18 protein-coding genes are annotated in these 24,827 nt (G+C 53.1%); 13 read left to right on the forward strand and 5 right to left on the reverse strand.

The annotated features are described in order from the left end of the window. Window positions 1-100 precede the first annotated feature (100 nt). On the reverse strand, window positions 101-2,821 hold the full coding sequence (locus AYI87_RS02175; protein WP_144199183.1) for a TonB-dependent receptor: 2,721 nt from the start codon (window positions 2,819-2,821) through the stop codon (window positions 101-103). A 485-nt stretch (window positions 2,822-3,306) separates the two neighbouring features. Here AYI87_RS02175 and AYI87_RS02180 point away from each other — a divergent pair, with 485 nt between their 5' ends. The 4 genes from AYI87_RS02180 to AYI87_RS21355 all read left to right on the forward strand — a co-directional run bounded on the left by AYI87_RS02180 (window position 3,307) and on the right by AYI87_RS21355 (window position 11,345). Next, window positions 3,307-4,932 (forward strand): alpha-glucosidase family protein, encoded by a 1,626-nt coding sequence (locus AYI87_RS02180; RefSeq protein ID WP_144199185.1) that lies wholly within the window; start codon window positions 3,307-3,309, stop codon window positions 4,930-4,932. A gap of 140 nt (window positions 4,933-5,072) precedes the next feature. After that, window positions 5,073-6,338: a sugar MFS transporter gene (locus tag AYI87_RS02185; protein WP_011865688.1), complete on the forward strand. Its 1,266-nt coding sequence runs from the start codon at window positions 5,073-5,075 to the stop codon at window positions 6,336-6,338. Between the two features lie 152 nt (window positions 6,339-6,490). Then, window positions 6,491-7,711 (forward strand): RsmB/NOP family class I SAM-dependent RNA methyltransferase, encoded by a 1,221-nt coding sequence (locus tag AYI87_RS02190; RefSeq protein ID WP_144199186.1) that lies wholly within the window; start codon window positions 6,491-6,493, stop codon window positions 7,709-7,711. Between the two features lie 232 nt (window positions 7,712-7,943). Then, window positions 7,944-11,345 (forward strand): DEAD/DEAH box helicase, encoded by a 3,402-nt coding sequence (locus AYI87_RS21355; RefSeq protein ID WP_186300533.1) that lies wholly within the window; start codon window positions 7,944-7,946, stop codon window positions 11,343-11,345. Window positions 11,346-11,403: 58 nt separating this feature from the next. Here the strand turns inward: AYI87_RS21355 and AYI87_RS02200 are convergent, their stop codons facing one another. Then, complete coding sequence (locus AYI87_RS02200; protein WP_011865691.1) at window positions 11,404-11,823, reverse strand: secondary thiamine-phosphate synthase enzyme YjbQ; 420 nt, start codon at window positions 11,821-11,823, stop codon at window positions 11,404-11,406. 264 nt (window positions 11,824-12,087) lie between these two features. Here AYI87_RS02200 and AYI87_RS02205 point away from each other — a divergent pair, with 264 nt between their 5' ends. From AYI87_RS02205 to AYI87_RS02235, 7 genes are all read left to right on the forward strand, one after another. Continuing rightward, window positions 12,088-14,004, forward strand: coding sequence for a VRR-NUC domain-containing protein (locus AYI87_RS02205; RefSeq protein WP_144199190.1), 1,917 nt, complete (start codon window positions 12,088-12,090; stop codon window positions 14,002-14,004). Window positions 14,005-14,210: 206 nt separating this feature from the next. Further along, window positions 14,211-14,783, forward strand: coding sequence for a TlpA disulfide reductase family protein (locus AYI87_RS02210; protein WP_260865050.1), 573 nt, complete (start codon window positions 14,211-14,213; stop codon window positions 14,781-14,783). Beyond that, window positions 14,773-14,991, forward strand: a complete 219-nt coding sequence (locus AYI87_RS02215) for a DUF4266 domain-containing protein (RefSeq protein WP_144199194.1) — start codon at window positions 14,773-14,775, stop codon at window positions 14,989-14,991. The genes AYI87_RS02210 and AYI87_RS02215 overlap by 11 nt, the downstream gene beginning before the upstream one ends. A gap of 189 nt (window positions 14,992-15,180) precedes the next feature. Then, on the forward strand, window positions 15,181-16,515 hold the full coding sequence (locus tag AYI87_RS02220; RefSeq protein WP_260865051.1) for a DUF3570 domain-containing protein: 1,335 nt from the start codon (window positions 15,181-15,183) through the stop codon (window positions 16,513-16,515). After that, on the forward strand, window positions 16,512-17,510 hold the full coding sequence (locus AYI87_RS02225; RefSeq protein WP_144199196.1) for an FAD:protein FMN transferase: 999 nt from the start codon (window positions 16,512-16,514) through the stop codon (window positions 17,508-17,510). The genes AYI87_RS02220 and AYI87_RS02225 overlap by 4 nt, the downstream gene beginning before the upstream one ends. A gap of 296 nt (window positions 17,511-17,806) precedes the next feature. After that, a complete protein-coding gene (locus AYI87_RS02230; protein WP_144199198.1) occupies window positions 17,807-18,130 on the forward strand; it encodes a hypothetical protein in 324 nt (107 codons plus the stop codon). Between the two features lie 135 nt (window positions 18,131-18,265). Next, window positions 18,266-18,880, forward strand: coding sequence for a DKNYY domain-containing protein (locus AYI87_RS02235; RefSeq protein WP_186300535.1), 615 nt, complete (start codon window positions 18,266-18,268; stop codon window positions 18,878-18,880). 138 nt (window positions 18,881-19,018) lie between these two features. On the opposite strand, the gene asnS is transcribed toward AYI87_RS02235, so the two are convergent. Further along, window positions 19,019-20,419 carry an asparagine--tRNA ligase gene (gene asnS / locus AYI87_RS02240; protein WP_144199202.1) on the reverse strand — a complete coding sequence of 467 codons (1,401 nt, stop codon included), beginning with the start codon at window positions 20,417-20,419 and terminating at the stop codon, window positions 19,019-19,021. A 246-nt stretch (window positions 20,420-20,665) separates the two neighbouring features. Here asnS and AYI87_RS02245 point away from each other — a divergent pair, with 246 nt between their 5' ends. Further along, complete coding sequence (locus AYI87_RS02245) at window positions 20,666-21,001, forward strand: hypothetical protein (RefSeq protein WP_011865699.1); 336 nt, start codon at window positions 20,666-20,668, stop codon at window positions 20,999-21,001. A gap of 142 nt (window positions 21,002-21,143) precedes the next feature. Here the strand turns inward: AYI87_RS02245 and AYI87_RS02250 are convergent, their stop codons facing one another. Continuing rightward, window positions 21,144-21,725: a CoA pyrophosphatase gene (locus AYI87_RS02250; protein ID WP_144199204.1), complete on the reverse strand. Its 582-nt coding sequence runs from the start codon at window positions 21,723-21,725 to the stop codon at window positions 21,144-21,146. Window positions 21,726-21,742: 17 nt separating this feature from the next. Then, entirely contained in the window at window positions 21,743-23,170 is a 1,428-nt protein-coding gene (gene pabB, locus AYI87_RS02255; RefSeq protein ID WP_144199206.1) for an aminodeoxychorismate synthase component I, read from the reverse strand. A gap of 127 nt (window positions 23,171-23,297) precedes the next feature. On the opposite strand from pabB, the gene AYI87_RS02260 reads away from it, so the two are divergent. Then, window positions 23,298-24,821: a fumarate hydratase gene (locus AYI87_RS02260; RefSeq protein ID WP_011865702.1), complete on the forward strand. Its 1,524-nt coding sequence runs from the start codon at window positions 23,298-23,300 to the stop codon at window positions 24,819-24,821. The last annotated feature ends 6 nt before the right edge of the window (window positions 24,822-24,827 follow it).

A 24,827-nucleotide genomic window follows, 5' to 3' on the forward strand; every position in this document is an offset into this window, starting at 1 on the left:
CTTAAAAGCATGATCTTTAAAACATGTGCCTTAAAAACCTGCGGTTTAAAAAAAAGCCCCCGTAACTGGGTTACAGAGGCTATTTTGAAGCTTTGTTAGCTTAGAACTTGTAGTTCAGACCTAACATATAGTTACGGCCATAGTTTTGGAAGTCACGCACTTCGCGCTTATCATCCCCAAAGTAAGAGGTGAAAGGCTCGTTGGTCAGGTTGTTCACCTGGAAGAGTACTGACAGACCGTATAGGGCGTCGATACCACTCTCAGAGAAGTCATAACCAATCTGTGCGTCCACTACGGTTTCAGCCTTGATGTTGACGTTGGTACGTTTCAAGCTGATCTCTGTTACTTCACCCAGGAAGTCGCTACGGTAGCGTGAACTGATGCGAGCGCTAAAGCCTGCGTTTTCATAGTAAACCGTGGCGTTAAAGGTCTTCTCAGACAGACCAGGTAGCGTGGTTGGATCGCTATCTGGGGTCTCTTTCACTTCACTGTCGTTGTAGGTACCGCTCAGGATAGTACCTAAGCCTTCCAGGCTGTCAGCAAACAGCCCGAAGTCCAGTGACAATGACGCCTCGATACCCCGCACGTAACCGCCTTGACCATTTTGGGGTTGAGTTACCCTACCGACAGGGTTACCAGGTTGCTCAGGGAACAGCTCACCAAAGTTGAAGTCGGATTTTTGGTCATAGACGTAGTTCTCTAAGTCTTTGTAGAACACGGCCAGCGCGAAGTAGCCTTGATCGCTAAAGTAGTTCTCGTAGCTGATATCGTATTGGCGTGCTAGCCAAGGACGCAGACTAGGGTTACCTGCACCGCCCGTCCAGTTTGGATTGCCTTGGGTTGGGTTCTCTTCGTAGCTGAAGTTCACGTTGGCGTTCATCTTGTCCATGCGGGCACGGGTAAGTGTACGTGCCGCTGCCACACGAATCATCTGATTTTCAGCAACTTCGAAGCCAAGGTTGATGCTCGGTAGCCATTCGGTGTAAGTATCACCTGCAGTGATAGGAGTCTTGACTACTGTGCCACTGTCTATGGTTGCTACCGTGCCGTTAGAGCTCTGGTCTGTATAGACCGCCTGCAGGCCAACATTACCCGTAACTGGGATATCATAGAGTTCAGTCTCAAGGTTTACCTTAACAAAGGCAGTGGTTACCTCTTCACTGACATCCCATGAGTTGGTGGCACGACCCAGATCGACCGAGTCGGCGTTGGTTTCGATGTAGTTACCATCGTTATAGAAGGCCAGTGAGTCGTAGCTCAACATGTCACCCATGCCGAAGAAGTCCAGCGAGGTTGGATCCAGCAAGTACTTGTCTGGCACTGTGAGCATATCTGGATAGCCCTTCAGTGTCAGGTAGTAACCGTTGTCACGCTTGCTCTTCTCGCGGTCGGTACGATTCACACCAAACTGAATGCTTCTCACGGCACCATCGTCGAAGATATATTCTGCGGCCAGGCGTAGCGATTTCAGTTCATCATCAATCTCTGGTTTGTTGATGAAGCCATCCTGACTGCTAGGGCCCATAGGATCGCCCCAGCTGAATGCTCCGCCTAGTTTGATCAGATCGGGATCTGAGTAATCCAGATTATGAGTAAAGTCGTATCCACCTTTACCGTCATATTCGAAACCTAGCGTATCGGTGGCACCGTTGTTGTTACCACGGCCTGTACCCGCATAGCTTTCCATACCTAAGTCGGTACGGCTCGCCTTGGAGAGGGCAATATCGGCTTCGACGTTCCAGTTATCGTTGATGATGTATTTGTTGTTCCAGCCGATTGACAATGATTCGGCGTCACGTACGTTGATGTCGTTACGCACGATCACGGCGGCGTCGTTGATCACCCCTTTAGTGACCAGTCCATCTTGAGTTTCGAGAGCTGAAATACCCGCGTTGCCCCAGTCATTACCCCATTGACCAGGGATCTCGATACCGCGAAGGCGCTGCTCATCTTTGAATTTGGTGTAATAGACATCGACAACAGACTTGAAGCTGTCGTTAGGTTGATATTCGAGTACGGCCAACACGCCGTCACGCTCCAGTTCGCTTGAGCGAACGAAAGGCTTGGCACCACCGAGTACCTTGTTGCCATCAAGTTCCGGGTAACCCCAGGCTTGCCAACGCTCTTCCTGGTTAGGCGACTGCATGCGGGCATAGCCCAGTGCGATACCTATGGTGTCATCGGCAAATTGGTCGATGTAAGAGATGCTGCTGCGATAACCTTTGTCGGTAGAGTCGCTGTTGAGCGCGCCGAGATCGTTCATCTCACCTCGCAGTGAAACCGCAACTGTCTGTTCACCATGAATGAGTGGGCTGATGGTTTGCATATCGACGGTACCGCCAATCGCTTGGGCCATCACTGAGGCGTCTGGCGTCTTGTAAACCACGACGCGGTTTAGCAGCTCAGAAGGGTATTGGTCGAATTCGACACCGCGGTTATCGTTGACCGAGGCCTGCTCGCGACCATTTAAGGTGGCAGTGGTAAAGTCCGGGCCCAGACCACGAATCGAGATAACGTTCGCACGGCCATCTAGACGCTGCGCGGCAACACCCGGCAGTCGAGCTAAAGACTCGGCGATACTCACATCTGGCAATTTACCAATATCTTCGGCCGAAATGGCTTCGACCACAGATGATGATGACATCTTGAGTGATTGAGACTCTTGCAAGCTGCGACGAATCCCGGTGACTTCAATCACTTCGATCGATTGTTCGGCTTGCGCTTGGTTTTCTGTCTCTACCGCGTCGGCTGCAAAACCTTGCACACTGACACCGGCAGTAAGCAGGGCTAGCGTGAGTAGGTTAGGTTTAAATTGAAACATCCATCTTCCCCTTTTTTCACTCTATTCATTCTGTATTACTTCTTATGTGTGAAATAAGGGGGGACCCTTGTTCACAGCTATATAGGTGAATGAGAGTGCTTGTTATTGTACTTGTTTCTAAGTTGTTATGTAGCAGCACCGATACTACTCTCGCACTCGTCGCGGTCACAATATTATGCATACGTATTCAAAAGTGACCTCGGCCTCAAAAAGGGTGTCTATCGGGGTGCGTCAGCTCACAAAACGGCCTGCAAAATTCATTCTAACCCCATGTTTATATTTGTTTTTGTTCTAGGTGATCAGAAGGTGCTTTAAGCCTGTCTGTTTTGCATACGTATGCAGTGGTGTTGAACCCGATTTCCCGGATGACGTATGCTCGTTTCATTCTAATAACAATTGTTCGTCGACAACGATCGGGTAACAGGTATGCAACCCAGGGGCAGGCACCTGCCTTTAATATAGTCGTTGGTGACCTAGGGGCGATAATGAACCAACTCTCCTGGTGGCGCGGCGCCGTCATCTATCAGATCTATCCTCGCAGCTTAATGGATTCCAATGGCGACGGTGTAGGTGATCTACAAGGCATCATAAGTAAACTCGACTACATTGCGAGTCTTAACGTGGATGCCATCTGGATCTCGCCTTTCTTCAAGTCGCCGATGAAAGACTTCGGTTACGACATCAGCGACTACCGCGCCATCGATCCTTTGTTTGGTACCATGGCAGATTTCGACGAGCTGATCGACAAGGCGCACGGACTCGGCATCAAGGTGATTATCGATCAGGTGCTCAGTCACACCTCAGATCAACACGCCTGGTTTAGCGAGAGTCGCCAGAACCGGGACAACGCCAAGCAGGACTGGTATGTGTGGGCCGATCCTAAGCCAGATGGCACCGCACCTAACAACTGGCTGGCGATCTTCGGTGGCTGCGCCTGGGAGTGGGAGCCACGTCGTCAGCAATATTATCTGCATAACTTCCTGACCAGCCAGCCGGATTTGAACTTCCATAACCCTGATGTGCGCCATGCTGTGCTGAATAATGTTAAGTTCTGGCTCGATAAGGGTGTCGATGGTTTCCGCCTAGATGCGATCACCTTCTGTTATCACGATGAACAGCTAAGAGACAATCCGCCCAAGCCTGAAGACAAGCGTCAGGGCAGGGGCTTTAGCGAAGATAATCCTTACGCCTATCAATATCACTACTATAACAACACCCGCCCGCAGACTGTTGGTTTCATCGAAGAGCTGCGCGCGCTGATCAACCAATATCCTGGCGTGGTCACCCTGGGCGAAGTCTCTTCTGAAGACTCGCTGGCGACCATGGCCGAATATACTCAGGGCGAGGATCGCCTGCATATGGCCTACAGTTTCGAGCTGCTGACCGACGACTTTAGCCCTGCCTATATCCGTCACACGGTAGAGGCGCTGGAGCAGAGCATTGGCGATGGCTGGCCCTGCTGGGCGATAGGCAATCACGACGTGCAGCGGGTCGCGACACGTTGGGGCAGAGACGTCTTCAATAGCGATATGGCCAAGATGCTTAACGCCATGCTCTGTTCGCTACGGGGCAGTGTCTGTAGCTACCAAGGTGAGGAGCTGGGCCTTGGCGAGGTAGAGATTGCCTATGAACAGCTACAAGATCCGTTCGGTATCACCTTCTGGCCTATGTTCAAGGGCCGGGACGGTTGTCGCACGCCTATGCCTTGGCGCCATGACGCCAACCATGCAGGCTTCAGTGACAATACGCCTTGGTTGCCGGTACCGGCCGATCACAAAGCCGTGGCGGTCGATGTGCAGGAAGCTAACCCTGAGTCGATACTGAACCATTATCGTCACATGCTGGCCTGGCGTAAACAGCACCCGATACTCGTCACGGGTGATATCAAATTTATTGAATCAACTGATGCGCTATTGCTGTTTGAGCGTCGTCTAGGCGAGCAGACCCTGCTGGTTGCCTTTAACCTGAGTGGTCAGCCGCAGAGCTATAGCCTGGCAGGTCCGGGCGAGCAAGGTCTGACGCCGCTGGAAGGCCATGGTCTGCCTAAGGCCGAGCTGAAAGGCGATATCATTCAGTTCGACGGTTTCGGTTGTTTCTATGCCTGGAAATAGACGGCTTGGAAATAAAGGGCCTGGAAATAAACGGTTTGGAAATAGCTAATCGCAAGTAGCTGGCTCTCGTTAGCCAGCTATTTGCGTGAAAAGATTTAACAGCACAAACAAGATATACAATAACAAAAGAGAACTACACCATGGCAATGATGCAACAAAGTAGCACGGCTACCGGGGTTGGCGGTGAGCAGGAGAACTATCGTTTTGCGTTAGTCTCCCTGACCTCGCTATTTTTCATGTGGGGATTTATCACCTGTCTGAACGACATCTTGATCCCCCATCTCAAGGCGGCGTTTTCGCTCAACTATGCCGAGGCGATGCTGATCCAGTTCTGCTTCTTCGGCGCCTACTTCCTGGTTTCTATGCCGGCCGGTAAACTGGTTAAGGCCCTCGGCTATCAGAAAGGGATAGTGACAGGTCTGCTGATCGCGGCACTGGGCTGCGCGCTCTTCTATCCTGCGGCGGCGCTGGCCACCTACGGGCTCTTCCTCGGCGCCTTGTTCGTTTTGGCCTCAGGGATCACTATTTTGCAGGTGGCGGCGAACCCCTATGTGAATGCATTGGGTAGCGTAGAGACCGCCTCAAGTCGTCTTAACCTGACTCAGGCCTTCAACGCTTTGGGTACCACGGTTGCGCCATATTTTGGCGCCGTGTTGATCCTCTCTGTCGCCGTTGAAGCCAGCGAGACCCTGACTCAGGCACAAGCCGAGGCGGAAGTGGTTAAATTGCCTTATCTGATCCTGGCTACTGCATTAGGCGTCCTGGCGCTGGTATTTGCCAAACTGGATCTGCCGCAGATCAAAGAGCATTGTCAGAGCGGCGAGCAGGGCGAGGTGGTGCATAATGGCAAGACCAGCGCACTGCAATCACTGCACCTGGTGCTCGGCGCCGTGGGGATCTTCGTTTACGTGGGTGCTGAAGTGTCTATCGGCAGCTTCCTGGTTAACTTCCTGGCCCAGGATGACATTGCTGGGCTAAGTGAGGCCAGCGCCGCGAGTTACATCACCTATTACTGGGGCGGGGCCATGGTCGGGCGTTTCATCGGTAGTGCCGTGATGCAGAAGGTGCCGGCCGGTACCGTGCTCGGTTTCAACGCCTTGATGGCGGCTCTACTGGTTGCATTGGCGATGACCAGCACCGGCACCGTTGCCATGTGGGCGATTCTGGCGGTTGGCCTGTTCAACTCCATCATGTTCCCGACCATCTTCAGCCTGGCGCTGCGGGATCTCGGCCCTCACACCTCACAAGGTTCGGGTGTACTCTGCTTGGCCATCGTCGGCGGCGCGATCCTACCTCTGCTGCAGGGTGTACTGGCGGATAACATAGGTATTCAGCATGCCTTCTTCCTGCCGATCATCTGTTATCTGTTTATTATGTTCTATGGTGTGAAGGGGTCTAAGCTCTAAGGGCTATGCTCTAAGGCTTGGGTCTTTAAACCTATAATTCAGAGGCAAGCAGCAATGCTTGCCTTTTTTATTGCCATAATGGCCGCTAGCGCTTGCCTATTAGGGGCTTAACTCCTATGATCGCCAGCGATTTTTATTATCTAGGCTCTATCATGTTAAATGCGTCGCTATCTCCAAGTTCAACCGAATTAGTTATCAATGTGCTGGCCATGGTGCTCGAAGAGGGCAAACCGCTGGACAGAGCCTATTCACATCACTTCTCTGGACTCAAGTTAGCGCCGTCAGAGCAGGCGCGTATCACCTATGTCACCGGCGATCTGCTGCGCCGCCTCAACTTCTACTGCTATCTGGCAGATATCTCAACCGATGAGATTGCCCGCATGGGGTCACGCCTGCTCAATGCCTGGCACATGGCGAATGAGCTGCCGATCCCTAAGTTGCAGTACACCTTGGCGATCGAAGAAGATGATTTTAATCAGCGCCTGGAAGCGGCCAAGCAGCAAGCGGCACTGTTCGATGGTTGTCCCGAGTGGCTCGATACCTTAGGCCAGGAGCAGTTAGGCGATGATTGGGCCAAGGAGCGGGCCGCGCTGGCACAGGCGCCAAAGCGTTACCTGCGCGTTAACCCGCTTAAGACAAATAGCGAAGATCTCGCCAAACGCCTTGCCAAGGAAGGGGTCGAGACCCGTGAGGTGCCAGGCGTGCCAAGCGCGCTTGAGGTGATCTCAGATGCGGCGCTGTTTCGTACCGAGTGCTTCAAGCTGGGGCTATTTGAGCAGCAAGACGCCGGTTCTCAGCACGTGGCCGCTGCCGTCGGCGCAGAGCCAGGCATGCGAGTGATCGATGCCTGCGCCGGTGCAGGCGGAAAGACGCTGGCCATCGCCGCACAGATGCAGGGCAAGGGTCGTTTGCTGGCCATGGATGTGGAGCAGTGGAAACTGGATAACCTTAAGCAGCGAGCGCGCCGCGCCGGTGCCCACAATGTCGAGACCCGTATCATCGCCAGTAGCAAGACCATTAAGCGCCTTAAGCTGAGTGCCGACCGGGTACTTCTGGACGTGCCTTGTTCTGGCCTTGGGGTCCTCAAACGTAATCCTGACGCCAAGTGGCGCGATACGCCGGATCGTCTGCCTGTGTTGGTCGAGCTGCAAAAGGAGATCCTGCAGAGCTACAGCCGTATGGTGAAGGTCGATGGCATCTTGATCTATGCCACTTGCTCTATCATGCCTCAGGAAAACCGCCAGCAGGTCGATGCCTTCCTGGCCGCCAACCCGCACTTTAGTTTTATCGACGATGAAACCGTGAGCGTGGCCGATACCGGCTTCGATGGCTTCTATCTGGCGCGTATGACGCGTACCGCCGAGTCCGCATAATTTTTTTGTGATCTAAAATTTTTGATCTCAGTCACAGGTGTCGGTTTAGGGCGTGGGTAACTGCGCAGTAAGCCGACACTTGACCTTAGTAGGCTACAACAAGCCTGACAAATAGTGATATCATCTCTCCTTTCAATCGCTGATCTTGGTCTATCTGCTTTTTTCTCGGACGATGTTATTACAAACGGCTGTACAAGAGTTTTCACATCAAGAAAGGTTTTCCGCGCTGCAAGTGTTATTGGGCGGTCGGCTGCTGGAGTGTCAGCGCCAGGCCCATATCATCCGCGGCGTCTTTGCCGGTGAGCCTAAAATAACCTGCCAGGTCTCACTCAACGATCAGGGTAAGATAAGCGGTCGCTGCGACTGTGGTCAGCCTCGTTGTGCCCATCAGGCGGCGTTAGTGATCGAGCAGGCTGCGCTTCGCGCCCTCGATGAGCAGGGGCGTTCCAGACGCTCAGATACGGCCATTCGCCTGTTTAGAAGCGATCTCAAGGAGCGTTTCGATCCTTTCCCCACCATGGCGCGCCACCGCATCCTCTACCTGATAGTGCCGAGCGGGACAGGCTTGCAGCTTAAGGTATTAAAGGGCTATCTGAATAAGAACGGTCGCTACCAGCTCAAGGGACCACTAGGATTCGAGCTGCTGCAGAGCCAGCCTGTGCCCAAGTATGTCAGTCAGACAGATCTCAAGTTGCTGCACACACTCAGGGCGTTTGCCGCTGACTTTAGCAGTCACAATATCGGTGAACTCAGCAATGCTCTTGGCAGTAGCACTGAAGACAGTAGTAGCGGCGGCGAAAGCAGCAGTGAAAAGACAGGCCAGGCCCAGTTGCCCGAGTATTTAACCTCTGTTGCATCCGGCCTGGAGGCTCAAACGGCGCAGCAAGATCTGTTACCGGCCGAAGCATCGAGTGAGCAGGCGATCATTATCGATCTCGATTGCGCCTTTGCCGAAACCAATAGCGATACAGATAACACCAATGACAGTTCGGCGCAGCTTGGCACCGATTTTTATCGCCTGCTGGTTGCCAGTGGTCGCTGTTTCTTTGGCAAGGTGGCCGGAGAGCCGGTGCGGCTTTCTACCCACTATGATGAAGACTACCTGGATGAAAGCTTCATGCTGCCCCTTTGCCCCGGTGTTTGGCTGGATACCTGCTCGGGTACAGGGATCATCGATAAACGCCGTGACGTGCGGGTGAATCAAACCCTGTTAGAAGGCGTGGATCTCGACGGCGACTGGTTGCCAAGGCTAGAGATCGCCCGCGAGAGCCTAGATCAAAACTGGCTTGAACCTATGCTGGCGCCAATCGACGTGGCCAAATTTTCCATGGTGCACCGCGGCCAGCGTTATGACTTCGAATCACTCAGTTATCTTGGTGCGGGCCATAAGGCCTTCATGGCGCAATTTGCCAAGTGTCAGCTGCTGCTCAACCCCTTGCCGCTACTCACCAGTCAATTCGAGCCAGCCGTGACTGAATCACTCGGCGAGGGCTTGCGTCTGGTACCGGGTGAGGCGAGCGAGCATGTGGTTCTGTTGCGCACGCTCTCGCTCAAGGGCTGGCAGGTTGAACTGGTGGCCAAGCAACGTTTCGTTCAGGTGGCGGCCAACGCCTGGTATGGCGAGGTGAACAGCGCCGACAAGGATTGGTTCGAGCTGAGCCTTGGAGTTGAGGTCGAAGGAAAGCGGGTTAACCTGCTGCCATTGCTGGTCAACCTCATTCGTCAAGGCAAGCTCAGCCGAGATTTCAATCAGGTAACGAGCGCCGATCAATCTGACGCAACCCATAGTGAGACTCAGCCGCAGGAGGTGGCACTGGAGCTGGAATCTGGTGCCATACTAACCCTGCCGGCAGCGCGTATTCAGCGCATACTTGCGGTGCTCGACGAGCTCTTTACTCAACAGCCGCTCAACGATCAGGAAAAGCTGGTGCTGGCCCGCCATCACCTCGGGCGCATTCCGCTGCTCGACGATGCCTTGAGTCAATCCGAGCAGGCGCTGACCTGGTCGGGTGAAGCCAAGCTGAGGCAACATGCCAAGGCGCTCGGCCGTTATCTTAATGAGCAGCAGAGCAGGCGCGCAGATAGGCTGGGCACCATAGACTTTGTTACCCCAGATGGGCTCAACGCCGAGCTGCGCCCTTATCAGGTAGAGGGGGTCGCCTGGCTACAATTTATCAAGCGACACGGCTTCGGCGCCATACTGGCCGATGATATGGGGCTGGGTAAGACGCTGCAGACCCTGTGCAGCATCTTGCTGGATAAACAGGCCGGGGTGACTAAGGCGCCCGTGTTGGTTATCGCGCCCACAAGTTTGCTCAGCAACTGGCAGCGGGAGATCGCCCAGTTTACCCCAAGCCTGAGTAGTTTCGTCTGGAGCGGCCGCGCCCGTCATGATAACGAGCAGGCGCTAACGGATGTTGATGTGCTGATCACCAGCTATGGGATCCTGGCCCAAGACGCCGAGCGGCTGACCAAGCTCATTTGGCACCAGGTGATTCTGGATGAGGCCCAAACCATTAAGAACAGTCGTAGCCGCATCACTAAGTTGGTGAACCGGCTACAGACTCAGCATCGTCTCTGTCTCACCGGCACGCCGATGGAAAACCATCTTGGAGAGCTCTGGTCGCTGTTCCATTTCCTGATGCCGGGCTTTCTCGGCACGGCCACTCAATTTCAACGCCAATTTAAACAGCCGATAGAGAAAGATCATTGCGATGCCAGTCGTCAGCGGCTGGCTCAGCGCCTGGCCCCTTTCATGTTAAGGCGCACCAAGAGTCAAGTGGCAACCGAATTGCCGACCAAGACGGTGATCAATACCCTGATCGAGCTCAGCCAAAGCCAGTCGGATCTCTACGAGACCATACGTCTCACCGTGGCCGAGCAGGTGCAGTTGGCCCTGAGACAAACCGGCGCCAAGGCCAACCGCCTGATGATCAGCAATGCGCTGCTTAAGCTGCGTCAGGTGTGTTGTCATCCAGCAATGTTAAACCTGGGTCAGCTGGGGCAGGTTGGCGAGACAGAGAATTCAAAAGTGGCGATGTCTCCCGAGATTAACTCTCGCCAAGGTGTAACGGGGTTCGATGGCGCACCGGACGAGCTTAACGCCGAGTCGTCCAAGCTTGCCTGGCTGGAGAACAAGTTGCCGAGCATGATAGAAGATGGCCGCAACATACTGATCTTCTCGTCATTTACTAGCATGCTGGATTTGATCGCCGAGCAGCTGGACCGCCAGCAGATAGGCTATGAGATGCTCACCGGGCGCAGTCGCCATAGGGATCGCATCATAGAACGTTTTTGTCGCGGCGAGGTTAATGTGTTCCTCATCAGTCTCAAAGCTGGAGGCTCTGGACTAAATCTTACCGAGGCTGATGTGGTGATCCATGTGGATCCCTGGTGGAATCCGGCTGCCGAAGAGCAGGCCAGTGACAGGGCCTATCGTATCGGCCAGGATAAACCGGTATTTGTCTATAAGCTTATCTGTCAGAACACGGTTGAGGAGCGGATTCAGCAGCTGCAGCAGAGTAAGCAGGCGCTGGCCCAAAGCATGTATCAGACAGAGAGTCTCACGGCCGCCGAGATGGACAGAGATGATTGGCTGGCCCTCTTACAGCCCATTACTGAGCAGCCTGTCTAAGCGCAATCAAACTAAGCGCAGCCAATCCCCCGAACCGCCAGTTACAGATGGGTAGTGGCTATTCGCCCTGAATGGTGAGTATTAAGGTGCGGCCACTGGCGCGGTTGCGGGCCTCACACAGGTAGACCCCTTGCCAGGTACCCAGATTAAACTCGCCGTCGGTGATCGGCAGGGTAAGCTCGCAGCCCAGCAGGGATGATTTGAGATGCGCCGGCATGTCATCATCACCCTCATAGGTATGGGTGTAGTAGGGCTCATTCTCCGGCACCAGACGGTTAAAGAAGCGCTCGAAGTCCTCCCGCACGCTGGGGTCGGCATTTTCGTTGAGGGTGAGTCCCGCCGAGGTGTGTTGTAACAGGAGATGGGCAAGACCTATCTTAATCTCGCTAAGCTGGGGAGCGGCGCGATAGATCTCTTCGGTGATCAGATGATAACCGCGCTGTCTCGGGGCTAGATTTATCTCGACTTGAATCCACATGATCAATTTTCCTGCGCTATTTTTATCGCCAAATTGCGGCACTTTTTGTTATTTTGCTAAGAGTGCTTCAACTTCTCATGCTTGTAAATAGGCTTTTAAGTACGCGAGTAAATAGGCTTGTAGAGGCTGTTATAAAAGGAATCACCACTAAGAGTATAATCGCTGCTTAGGGGATGATGAATTGACCAAGACGAGCGACCAAGACGAGCGTTCAAGACAGAGCGCCCAAGGCAACGCGATCAAGATAGAGAGACCTAAACCTCAATGACGCAGCGAGAGAACGAAAAGCCAGTAGGGGTTAAGAAACCGGTAAGGATAAGTGTAGAAGCGTCAAGTACGGCGAAGGTCCTTCCGACCTATTATTACCTCAGCAATTTTCAGCTAATGCTTGAGGGCGTCGCCCGTCGCTATGGCGATCTCCTCGATGAGGTTGAGCTTGGCTTCATCGATACCTTCTCAGCCTTGACCCCTGATGCCCAGTGTCTGCTGGTTAGGCTTATCTCCCGCAAGGGCCCCTGGTTCTGTGAGGCTCAGCTCAATTACAGTGAGATAGAAGCGATCCCAGAGGCCATCTCCGATCTTTGTGATCACAGTCTTATCTGCTACGAGCAGCCCGATGAGTCCTGGCTGCTGCACAAGAGCACTAAGGCGGAGCTGAGCCAGGCCTTAGTTGAGATAAGCCGAGCCTTGGATAAGGATATCAAGCGGTTAAAGAAGAGTGAGCTTATCCAGTATGCCCAAGATGCAGGCTTGTTAGCACATCTGCTTGGGCGTTTGGCACCAGCACAGCATTGGTTCCGCCTTAGCCCTCAGGCCGTCTATCGCCGCTTCGAATTACTCTATTTTGAGCGCATGAGTCAGTCCTTGAGTCAGTTTATCTTGGCCGATCTTGGTATTCATAATTTCGAAGCTTACTCCACCAGCATCGCCAGCCGCAGCTTTAATACGCGAGGCGAGATAGAGGGGTTGTATAGCTTATCTAGCCGATACCAAGAGTTTGAAGAGGGTGGGCTGAGCGGTAAGCCCAGTGAAATTGATATCAAAAATTTTGATTTATTTTGTCAAAGACTCACCGAGCTGCCCGGTTTCACCAAAGAGGCTGGGAATGAAAAGCTGAACCGCATGACCCAAGGGCTCTGGCTAATGGCGGCGCGCCAATTGGAGCGTTTGGGTCATTTTGAGCGCGCCTTAGCCCTTTACGCTAACACAGAGAAACCGCCGAGCCAGGAGCGCCAGGCTCGCTGCCTGAATAAGCTTGGCCGTGATGATGAGGCGTTAGGCTTAGTTGAGTTGATGTTAGCGTCTCCAATGGAGGAGAGTGAGCGTCTGGTTGCCAGGCGTTTGCAGAAAAGCCTTCATCGCCGCCTGGGACGGGGGGCGCCCAAGCCTTGGCAAGGGGAGTTTGATACCTTCAAACTTGAGTGTCAGCGCAGTGCGGCTGATGAGAGTCTGAAGAATGGGGGAGCAAACGCCGAGGATGCCGAGCGCGTCGAGCAATGCGCCGCCAGACACTTGAGCACTATGCAGGGTGAGCATTTGCGGCTTTGTGTTGAGGTAGAGAACCGCCTCTTCTGTAGCCTGTTTGGCCTGGCTTTCTGGGACATCATCTTCGCCGACGTTAGCGGCGCTTTTGCGAATCCCTATCAGAGTAGGCCGAGCGACATGTACCAGAGCGAGTTTTACCCACGGCGTAAAATCGCTATCGAGGAACGTCTCGCGGCATTGGCCTCGGGTGATACCCAGATGATCATGGATCATTTCCATCAAAAACGCGGCATCACCAACGACTGGGTACACTGGCCATTGTTTGAGGACTTAAGCTTTGATGACTTAGGGTTTGAATCAGCCCAAAGCCGAGACAAGGATCAGAGCCCCCTGTTACTGCAGCTGGCGCTGACAGCATTTAGCGGTGCTTTTCTGGCAGACCTATTTCGTCAGATGCTATTCGATCTGCGCTATTACCGTGCTGGCTTTCCCGATCTCATCTGTTTCCATCTAGCTAACGAGCATCAAGCAACCGGTGACCGGGCTCCGAGCCTGGCTTATAACATAGTCACAGCCGAGCTTATCGAGGTGAAGGGGCCGGGAGATGCCCTAAGAGATAATCAGACAATCTGGCTGGACTGGTTTAACCGAAACGGCGTTAAGGCCAGCGTCTGCTATCTCTCTTGGCTCGACTAACGTTGAATAACCTTGACTAAGAAAGGGTGTTCGTTCAGGCGTTTTCATAACGCATACTCTTTCTTGCGAAGTGGTATAACTATATCTTTCGCTGTCCTAATGCCATGATTTTTTGCTAACCTCGTTAATAAGATACGAGACTTTTGTTAGTAAAGTCCGCCCCGCGCAAGCTATAAAGAAAGTGTTTAACCAGCAGTGAAGGAGCAATGATGTCACGAGAACAGAAGATGCAAGGCGTTCTGCCGTCGGTAGAGGGGAGAATGAGATCCCCCATGATGGCCAAGCTTCTTTGGCTGTCGATGGCAATGCTCGTTTGTCTGTCTATGGTGCTGCCGAGTCACGCTGCACCGCGTCTGGATTTGAGCGCCAAGACACAAAGCGGCGAGCTGGTGTCTCTAGCGTCCTATAAGGGCAAGGTGGTCTATGTGGATTTCTGGGCTTCCTGGTGCGCTCCCTGTCGCGACTCCTTTCCTTGGATGGAGCTGATGCATCAGCGTTATGGCGATAAGGGGCTGGCGATCGTAGCGATCAATCTTGATGAAGAGAGTGAGATGGCAGGGCCCTTTCTGGCCGACTTCAATACGAGCTTCGATATTCTCTACGATTCCAAGGGTGAGGTGGCGAGCCACTTTAATCTGCAGGGGATGCCCAGCAGTTATCTGTTTGATGCCGAGGGAAATCTGGTCAGCGAGCATCTGGGGTTCTTCAAGTCCAAGCAAGTTGCCGTCGAGCAGGAGATACAATCTTTGTTGAAGAAGAGGTCAGCCGATGCGAACTGATTTAACGCTGCTGATCATATTGGTAGCACTGCTGTCTGGCTGCGCCAATCTCGGCGTAAAGCCCTGGGAGCGGGGGCAGTTTGCCCGCGAGGATATGCAGCTAGAGGTCGATGAGCTGGATATGGCGATAGAAGATCATATCTATTTCAGTAAGGAGGGCGCCAGCGGCGGCCGTACCCTTGCCGGCGGTGGTTGTGGTTGTAACTAGGTTGTTTTAAGAGATAACAGGGAAAAGGAAGATCGCTTGAGCGACATGAAGGACAGGCCGACACCAAATCAATTCGGGACAGTAGAAAGCGCTTCGCTAAAAAGTGAATCGCTAGAAAGCGCCCCGGTAAAAAGTGAATCGCTAAAAAGCGCCTCGATAACAAGAGCCTCGCTAGAAAGCGAGTCTGTGATGGCATCTCTGCTGATGGCCAGCAGCCTGTTTCTCGGTGTCGGCGCGGCGGTAACCAGTAACAATGCGCTTGCAGGCGAACAAGCCGCCGAGACGCGCGATAATGCCGCAGAAGAGGAACAAGCGAGCGATCCGCTCTCCGGCGCCACCATAGATGCGGCCCTGGTCTACTATCAGGAGCAGGACAGGGTCACGGCGGCAGAAGGGATCATCAACTATCGTCAGGCGCTGGATGACGCCAATGTTATTCGCGGTAAGATAGCGCTGGACGCCCTAACTGGCGCCTCGGCTAATGGCGCCGTGATTCAGGCAAACCCTCAAAGCTTTACACGGCCTTCGGGTACCGGTGTCTATCAGGCGAGAGCCGGAGAACTGCCGCTGGATGACACCTTCAAAGACACCCGCTTGCAGCTCAGCGCCAACTGGCAGCATCTCTTCTCTGCCAAGTGGCAGGCCAGTCTCGGTGGGTATCTTTCGCGCGAATATGACTATACCTCACTGGGGGTGAACGCTGGTGTCGAGCACTCCTTTAATCAGAGCAATACTCAGGTGTTTGGTGGCGCGGCCTACTATTTCGATATCGTCAATCCAGTGGGCGGGCGGCCCGTGGGGATGAGTGAGATGGTGTTTCGTAAAGACTTTGCCAGCGAGGCTGAGTTTAGGCAGGCATTCGATGCCACCCGTTTCTATGACAGCGCCCTTAAGCGCACCATAGATCTCAATGTGGGCATCACCCAAACCCTGAATCGTCGTTGGCAGGCGCAGCTGAGTTATGGCCTCTCAGCCGTCAATGGTTATCTTAATGATGCCTACAAGGTGGTTAGCCGGGTCGATAGTAGAGGGCAGGCCCTTGGCTATCACTATGAGCAGCGCCCCGACGAGCGACTAAAACACAACCTTTATCTCATGACCAAGGGCGCCTTGGATAGCGGCACGCTGACCTTTTCCTATCGCTACAGTAATGATGACTGGTCGCTGCAGGCCCATACCTTTGATGCCCGTTATCGCTACAACCTCAGCGGCGCCGCCTATTGGCAATGGCAGTTTAGGGTTTATCTGCAGGACGCGGCAGAGTTTTATCACCTCTATCTCACTGAGGGTGAGGCCTTGCCCGAGTTCGCCTCGGCGGATCATCGTCTGGGTAAGATGCAGACCTATACGATAGGCGTCAAATATGGCCAGAGGCTAGAGCAGGGGATGCAGGTCAGTGTGCGTCTGGCCTACTATCAGCAGCGCCCGCAAAACCCAGGTGTCGAGCTGCCAGGTGAGCTCGCCAGTTTCGATCAGTTCCCGCGCCTCGATGCCTTAGTGCTTCAATTTGGAATGCGATTTTGATCTCAACTAGTGAAGGTCTCAAATTTTCGTCGCTTGCTGATCTAGACAATCAGCTGGCGGTGATCTCGGATGAAAGCCAATACGGTCACTATAACCTTAAGGGTCTCAAGGGCGAGTTCATGGCCATGGCCAGTCGCTGCGAATTCCTAGCGCGTCCTAAGCAAGCTGCTAGCAAAGCGCAAGGTGACAAGACTGGCCGAGAGCGAATAACTCAGGCCTTTGGCAGCGCCATGGCCGAGGTTAAGCGCATCGAGGCTAAGTACAACCGTTATAGCGAGAGTAGCGTATTAACTCAAATCAATCGCGGCGCAGGAGACTGGCAAGCGATCGACGAGGAAACCCTTGGGCTACTCAGGTTTGCCGAGCATTGTTACCGGTTAAGCCAAGGCTGTTTTGATGTGACCGCAGAGCCCGTATTGGCCCTCTGGCCATTCGGCGCTGGGGAAAATGCAACCCCACCGAGTAACAGCCAGGTAGAGGCGGCGCTTGAATGCGTCGGCTTCGAGCGGCTGATTATCGAGGAGCGGTGCCTCTTTCTACCCTATGGCATGGGAATCGATCTCGGCGGGATCGCCAAAGAGTACGCCGCCGACAGGGCCATAGAGGTGCTGCGACGTGAGCTGCCCGAATATGATCTCTTAGTGAATCTTGGCGGCGATATGATTGCCTCCCCAGGCTGCGAGCGGCCCTGGCAGATAGGCATAGAAGATCCTCACAAGCTAGATACCCCCACCCGCGTGGTAACACTGAAATCTGGCGCTCTGGCCACCAGTGGTCATTCGCGCCGTTATCTGTTGCACCAAGGAAAGCGCTATGGCCACATCATCGACCCTGGTACTGGGTATCCGATAATTGGCGCGCCGCTGTCGGTCAGCGTGTTTGCCCCTCAGTGTGTGGTCGCCGGCATGCTGGCGACCCTGGCCATGTTACAGGGGGAGGAGGCCGAGACCTTTCTCACCAAACAGGGGGCCGTGCACCATATCATCCGTGACTAGCTTTCATGACCAGCTTTTCATGGCTAATTTTTATGACTAGCTTTTCACGATTAGCCTTCAGGTATTAAGTCGAGGCACCGAGTTAATATTAATGCGCACTTTGCCCATTCTGGTGTTCGTTTATCCGGCATGACTCTGGTGCTCGTTTATCCGACAGGACTTTGCTAGAGTGGTTATAAATCAATGGCTTTAGTTTAGTAAGTCATCAATAATAGCTTTATTAAATATGCATGCGCGTTTTGCCAAATAGATGTGGATGCGCACAAATAAAAAGTTATGCATAAATAGGAGTAAGGATGCCTGAAGGAATATTCTTTGTAGTTTTCTTTGCTGTACTCACTTGGGTGTTTTTTGTGTTTTTCACAAAAAAGGGTAAGGGGATTATGTTTGGTGGAAAAATCATCAAAACCTACGATGGTGTTTCTGCTAAAAGGAAAATATTCTCAAATAAAGTAAAGGTGCATGCTGTTGATGGTGGAAAAGTTAGGTTTGTTGGTCTAGAAATTTCGGCATCATCTATTGGAAGCTATCAAATGATACCGGTAACCTTTCCTGCCAATGAGGCCCGTCAATTAGCTGCATTACTCATCGAAGCAGCTGAGTATAAAGAAAATGCATAACAAGGTTGTCAAGTTCACTCCGGCCGCCAAAAGTTCGGCTTGAGTGGGACAGCCTACGCTGCGCTTCAGCTGTCCCTTACCTGTTATGTGAATAGGTGAAGCTATGAGATATAACATGGAAAAAGAGGGATGATCATGTTCAGAGTTTATCTGATTATTGTCGCTGTTCTTTTGATCCCAGGTTGCACCAGCTGGAAGTATAAAGTTGACGACAAAGTAACGTTTGAAATTGGATCTTGGAATCACGATCCCATCATAAAAACGGTGGAGAATGCCGATCCTGAGACGTTTAGTCAGCTAGGCGAAGGATTTGGTAAAGATAGATATAGAGTCTTTTATAAAGGTAATGAAATTCCTGGAGCGGACCCTTCAACATTTGAGCAAATGAAATGGGCGTTTTCTAAAGACACAAAAGGGGTTTACCTATTTACATGCCAATTGGAAGGCGCAAATCCAGCCACACTTCAGTTGTTAGACGGTTCGTGGAGCAAGGATGAACAATATATTTACCATGGGTATCAGAGAGTTAAAGCTGATGCTGCTACATTTCGGTTTATCGGTGACAACTGGGCACTGGACAATTCAAACGCATATCATGCATTAACGTGGGTTTCACTTGGGTGCGCAAATAACGGACATCTTCAGGTAAAAGTCTTTGAAGATATTGACCAGGAAACATTCAGAGTGATCGATGCATTCAAAGCAAAAGACAAGAATGGCATATACAATGCGCTTTCATCACCTAACTAGGGCATCAATTAGGGCGCTCGCAAGCTCGCGCCTATTACCCGGCTGTTAGTCCATAGAAATTGCTATCTGAAACCTGTGCCCATAAAAAAACGCCCCGTAGGGCGTTTTTTACAGAACTTGCTAAGAACTTAGTCGGCTTTAGAAGTTTGCAGACTTAGGTGCGCGTGGGAATGGGATCACGTCGCGGATGTTCGATACGCCGGTCACGTAAGAGACCAGACGCTCGAAGCCCAGACCGAAGCCTGAGTGTGGCACTGTGCCGTAACGGCGCAGGTCACGATACCACCAGTAATCTTCCTTGCTCAGCCCCATCTCGTCCAGACGGGTATCTAGCACGTCCAGACGCTCTTCACGCTGGGCACCACCGATGATCTCACCGATGCCAGGAGCCAGTACGTCCATGGCAGCAACCGTCTTGCCATCTTCGTTGAGACGCATGTAGAAGGCCTTGATATCTTTTGGATAGTTCTTCACGACCACTGGTGCCTTGAAGTGTTCTTCCGCCAGGTAGCGTTCGTGTTCAGACTGCAGGTCGATACCCCACTCGACATCGAACTCGAACTTCTTGCCGCATGACTTGAGGATCTCGATGGCGTCTGTGTAATCCACCTGAGCGAAATCGCTGTTGACGAAGTTTTCAAGGCGCTCGATGACTGTCTTGTCGACGCGCTGGGCGAAGAACTCGAGATCGTCACGGCGCTCGTTAAGCACGGCGCGGAAACAGTACTTCAGCATACGCTCGGCAAGACCGGCAACATCGTTCAGATCGGCGAAGGCCACTTCCGGCTCAACCATCCAGAACTCCGCCAGGTGACGGCTGGTGTTTGAGTTTTCGGCGCGGAATGTTGGGCCGAAGGTATAGATCTTAGACAAGGCACAGGCGTAGGTTTCGCCGTTCAGCTGACCCGATACCGTCAGGAAAGATTCCTTACCGAAGAAGTCTTCGCTGAAATCGACCTTGCCATCGTCGGTGCGTGGCAGGTTTTCCAGATCCAGTGTCGACACGCGGAACATCTCACCGGCACCTTCACAGTCAGAAGCCGTGATCAGTGGGGTAGATACCCAGATGAAGCCTTCTTCGTTGTAGAAGTTGTGGATCGCGTGAGACAGACAGTTACGCACGCGGGCCACGGCGCCAATGATGTTGGTGCGTGGACGCAGGTGAGCCAGTTCGCGCAGATACTCGATAGAGTGACGCTTGGCCGCCATTGGATAGGTATCAGGATCCTCAACCCAACCCGTAACCTCAACCTTAGTCACCTGCATCTCAAATGCCTGACCTTTACCTGGGCTTTCAACCAGTTCACCCGTCATCACGACTGAGCAACCGGCCGTGAGGCGTAAGATTTCGTCGTTATAATTGTCTAAGCTATTTGGCACAACGCCCTGAATGGGATCAAAACAGGAACCATCATATACGGCAAGAAAAGAGATGCCGGCCTTGGAATCTCGGCGAGTTCTTACCCAACCGCGTACGGTAACTTGCGAACCAACCGCAAAATCACCCTTAAATACAGAAGCGACAGATGCAATGCTCATTGTTGCTTAGTTCTCCAACGAAACGTTTTATTAAAAATTTTGGAGGTTTATATTACCTTGCTGGTGGCTTTTCTCAAGGGAAAAACAGCAGATAGATTGGCCTAAAGGCAAATAAAATGGGCATTTCAGCCAAGGCAGGCGTAAGCGCCATAAAAAAGCGGCCTTAATCTGCGGTTTATCCGTGAATGGTGTTAGGCTGGAAAGCTTGTTATGCTTAAAATATGGCCAGTTAATTCAGTGGGCTAAATGAAAAAAGTCAAAATTTTCCAGATTTTTTTAGGCACCTTGTCGATCTTAGGTTGGTCCTTGGCCGTGTACGCATTACTGCTCTTTGGTGAGGCCAGACCGGATCGCGCTGTGGGCTACTTTCTCAGTAAAGGAGCCAGCGTGCGTCTCACCTGGGATCCCACCATCACCCTGAGGCTGGAGTATGTGATCTGGAGCTGCGCCGCCATCAGTTTGATCAACCTAGCCTTTAACTTCTATGTGGCCCACCACAGCCGCATGGGCTACTGGTTCAATATTCCACTGCTCTTGTTAACCTCTACCGCCGCGGGTCTCTATCTTAAGTTTTTTGTCTAGTTCTTTGTCTAGGGCTTCAGCACATTTACTTTCACTGTATTCACTGTTTGCTGGCGCATATACGCCGTAAGGCTTTCGTAGGGTGGGCTAGCTAGGGCTTAGTTCTTATTTGGAGTGGGCTTAGCTTTTGTTTGAAGCGGGTTTAGATCGGTTGTTCATTGCCTATTTGGCGGCAGAGCCTGTCTATCATGGCCGCGGTCGCGCCCCAGATAAAATAGTCGCCATAGGGGATAAAGTAGACGGGGTAATTCACGCCGCGGCGGGAAAACTGCTTCTGAATGCGATTGGCGGGATTTAACAGGAAACTCAGGGGCACGCTGAATAGCTCATCGACCTCGCCGGGATCTAGCACAGGCTCGAAGGCTTCTCTTACCACACCTATGATGGGGGCGATGGCAAAGCCGGTGAAGGTGTTAAACATGGGGTATTGGCCCAGTACCTCGACATTGTCTCGCGGCAGGGCGATCTCCTCAAACGCCTCACGCAGGGCGGTGTCGGCGTAACTGGCATCACTCTCTTCGACCTTGCCGCCGGGAAAGCTTATCTGCCCCGGATGGGCCCTTAGGTGGGTGGGCCGGCGAGTCAGCAGCAGCTCCAGCTCGCCACTAGCTTCCATCAGGGGAACGAGCACGGCGGCCTGTCGCAATGTGCGATGGATCTGCGGCCCTGTGTCTGTGGGCAGTTGGTGCAGAGCGTAGCGCCGTTTAAACTCGTCCAGTGTCATAATTGCCTAATTACTTGTCAGTTACTCAGCACGGGGAGGATCTTACTCACCTTATCATAACTCTCCTGATATTCGGCATCGACCTGCGAGTCGGCTACTATGCCGCCACCCGCCCAGCAGTAGAGGCGAGGGGGCTCGGCCACCAGGGTGCGTATGGTGATGCTGGTATCCATCTGTCTGTCCTGGCTGATATAGCCGATGGAGCCACAGTAGAGGCTGCGACGCGACGGCTCCAGCTCTTCGATGATCTCCATGGCGCGGATCTTAGGCGCGCCCGTAATGGAGCCTCCAGGAAAAGCGGCCCTTAATAGATCGCAGGGGCTGTTGGGGGCTGCCAGCTTGGCAGTCACTGTGCTCACCAGATGGTGCACCGCCGGGAAGCTTTCGATGGCAAACAGATGGGGCACCCGTACGCTGCCAGGGCTTGCCACCTTGCCGATATCGTTTCGCAGCAGATCCACGATCATCAGGTTTTCGGCGCGATCCTTCTCCGATGCCGCCAGGGCTTCGGCGGCGGCCTTATCGGCCTCGGCGTCAATGGATCGCGCCATGGTGCCCTTGATGGGCTTGGTCTCTATGGTATCGCCCTTAAGCTTGATGAAGCGCTCCGGCGAGATGGAGAGGATGGCGTGTTTATCCAGGCGGATAAAGGCAGAGAAGGGCGCCTTGTTGCTGGCCCTGAGTTTCAGGTAGGCCTGCCACTCATCGCCGTGATATTCGGCTTCGAAACGCTGTGTGAGGTTGATCTGATAACAATCGCCGCTGTGTAGATAATCCTGCACCCGATCAAACTTGTCTCTGTATTCGTCCTTAGTGATCTGTGGCTGCCAGTCACGGCTCAGGGCAAACTTCTCACCATTGGCTGCATCGTTCGACCGCGAACTTAACCTAGCCTCTATGTCGGCTAGACGCTCTTTAAGCGCCGTTTCACCTAGATAGTGCACCAGAGACCATGTCTGACTCTGGTAGCAAAACACTAGCGCCCAGTCATAGAGGCCGACATTCATCTCGGGAAGCGCGATATCCTTGGCCGCGGTGGCAGGGAGCTTCTCGATGCGTCTGCCCAGATCATAGCTAAAGGTGCCCAGGGCGCCGCCGCTGAAGGGCAGCTCACAGGCGTGCTGAATTGGGAAATAGTCGGCTATCGCATTTTGCAAAATTGAAAAGGGATCGTCCTGGCTAGTTTCATCACTGTTTTTAGAGTTCCCAGTAGCGGTCGCCGCAGTTGGACGCAGATGCCTGGTTTGGGTCACGCCATCCTGGCTGGTGATGGTGGCCAGAGGATCGAAGCTGATGATGTCGTACCGGGCGTCAATATGATCGCTGTCGGCAGAGTCCAGCAGTATGGCCCAAGGCAGGTGAGCGAAGCAGTCAAATACCTCAATGGTGGAGAGTTTCCAGTCTAACTTTTGCAGTGCAACGCCTTGAGTCGACGAAAAATCCATCGATAACCCTTATCTAAAATGTGATGTTCCCCTAAAAGTCGCGAAAGAGTATCATATTGTGAACGGATTCAAAAAAAATACGCGACCCTGCAAAAGGGCGGTGAATAACCAAAACGTGAGTAAGGAAATGTCTGTGACTATAGAACAGCCCATCATCAAGCAAGCGGACCTCATCGAGAGTGTCGCCGACGCACTACAATATATCTCCTATTACCACCCTAAAGATTTCGTTGATGCCATGGCAGAGGCCTATGAGCGTGAAGAGAGTGCGGCGGCAAAAGATGCTATCGCGCAGATCTTGATCAACTCTCGTATGTCCGCCGAAGGCAAGCGCCCGCTGTGCCAAGACACAGGTATTGTGACCTGTTTCGTTAAGATCGGCATGGGCGTCAAGTGGGACAAGACAGACATGACAGTGCAGCAGATGGTGGATGAAGGGGTAAGACGCGCCTACACTAACCCAGATAACCCGCTGCGTGCCTCTATCGTTGCCGACCCTGCCGGTGGCCGTAAGAACACCAAAGACAACACCCCATCTGTGGTACACGTCGAGATGGTGCCGGGTAACCATGTTGAAGTCGCCATCGCCGCTAAGGGCGGTGGATCGGAAAACAAATCTAAGATGGTGATGCTTAACCCATCAGATGATATCGCCGAGTGGGTCGAGAAGACACTACCGACTATGGGCGCTGGCTGGTGTCCACCAGGCATGTTGGGCATAGGCATTGGCGGCACCGCCGAGAAAGCGGCCGTGATGGCCAAAGAGGCCCTGATGGATCCTGTAGATATTCACGAACTGCAAGCCAAGGGCGCCGAAACCGCCGAAGAAAAGCTGCGTCTGGATATCTTCGAGCGCGCCAACAAGCTAGGCATAGGTGCCCAGGGCCTTGGCGGCCTGACTACCGTGCTGGATATCAAGATCAAATCGGCGCCAACTCACGCAGCTTCTAAGCCTGTGGTGATGATCCCTAACTGCGCCGCGACTCGCCACGTACACTTCCACCTAGATGGTTCAGGCCCAGCCGAGCTGGAAACGCCTAAGCTGGAAGATTGGCCAGAGATCACCCGTGAAGCGGGCGAGGGCGTACGCCGCGTGGATCTTAATACCGTTACCCAAGCTGATATCGAGCAGTGGAAGAGCGGTGACGTGCTGCTGCTAAACGGTAAGATGTTGACCGGTCGTGACGCGGCGCACAAGCGCATTCAAACCCTTATCGAGAGCGGTGAAGGCCTGCCAGAAGGCGTCGATTTCACCGGTAAGTTTATCTACTATGTTGGCCCAGTTGATCCTGTGGGTGACGAAGTGGTTGGCCCAGCGGGCCCAACGACGGCGACCCGTATGGATAAGTTCACCGATCTGATGCTGGATAAGACAGGTCTGATGGGGATGATAGGTAAGGCTGAGCGTGGCCCGGCTACCGTGGAGTCTATCAAGAAGCATAAGGCGGTTTACCTGATGGCCGTCGGCGGCGCCGCTTACCTGGTGTCTAAGGCGATCAAGAAGTCACGCGTAGTGGCCTTCGAAGACCTAGGTATGGAAGCCATCTACGAGTTCGACGTGACCGATATGCCGGTGACCGTTGCCGTAGACAGCGAAGGGGTCAATGCCCACGAAACAGGTCCTGCCACCTGGCGCGTCAAACTTGCCTAACGCAGC

The sequence above is a fragment of the Shewanella sp. KCT genome, assembly GCF_007636505.1.
GTDB classification, from domain to species: domain Bacteria; phylum Pseudomonadota; class Gammaproteobacteria; order Enterobacterales; family Shewanellaceae; genus Shewanella; species Shewanella halotolerans.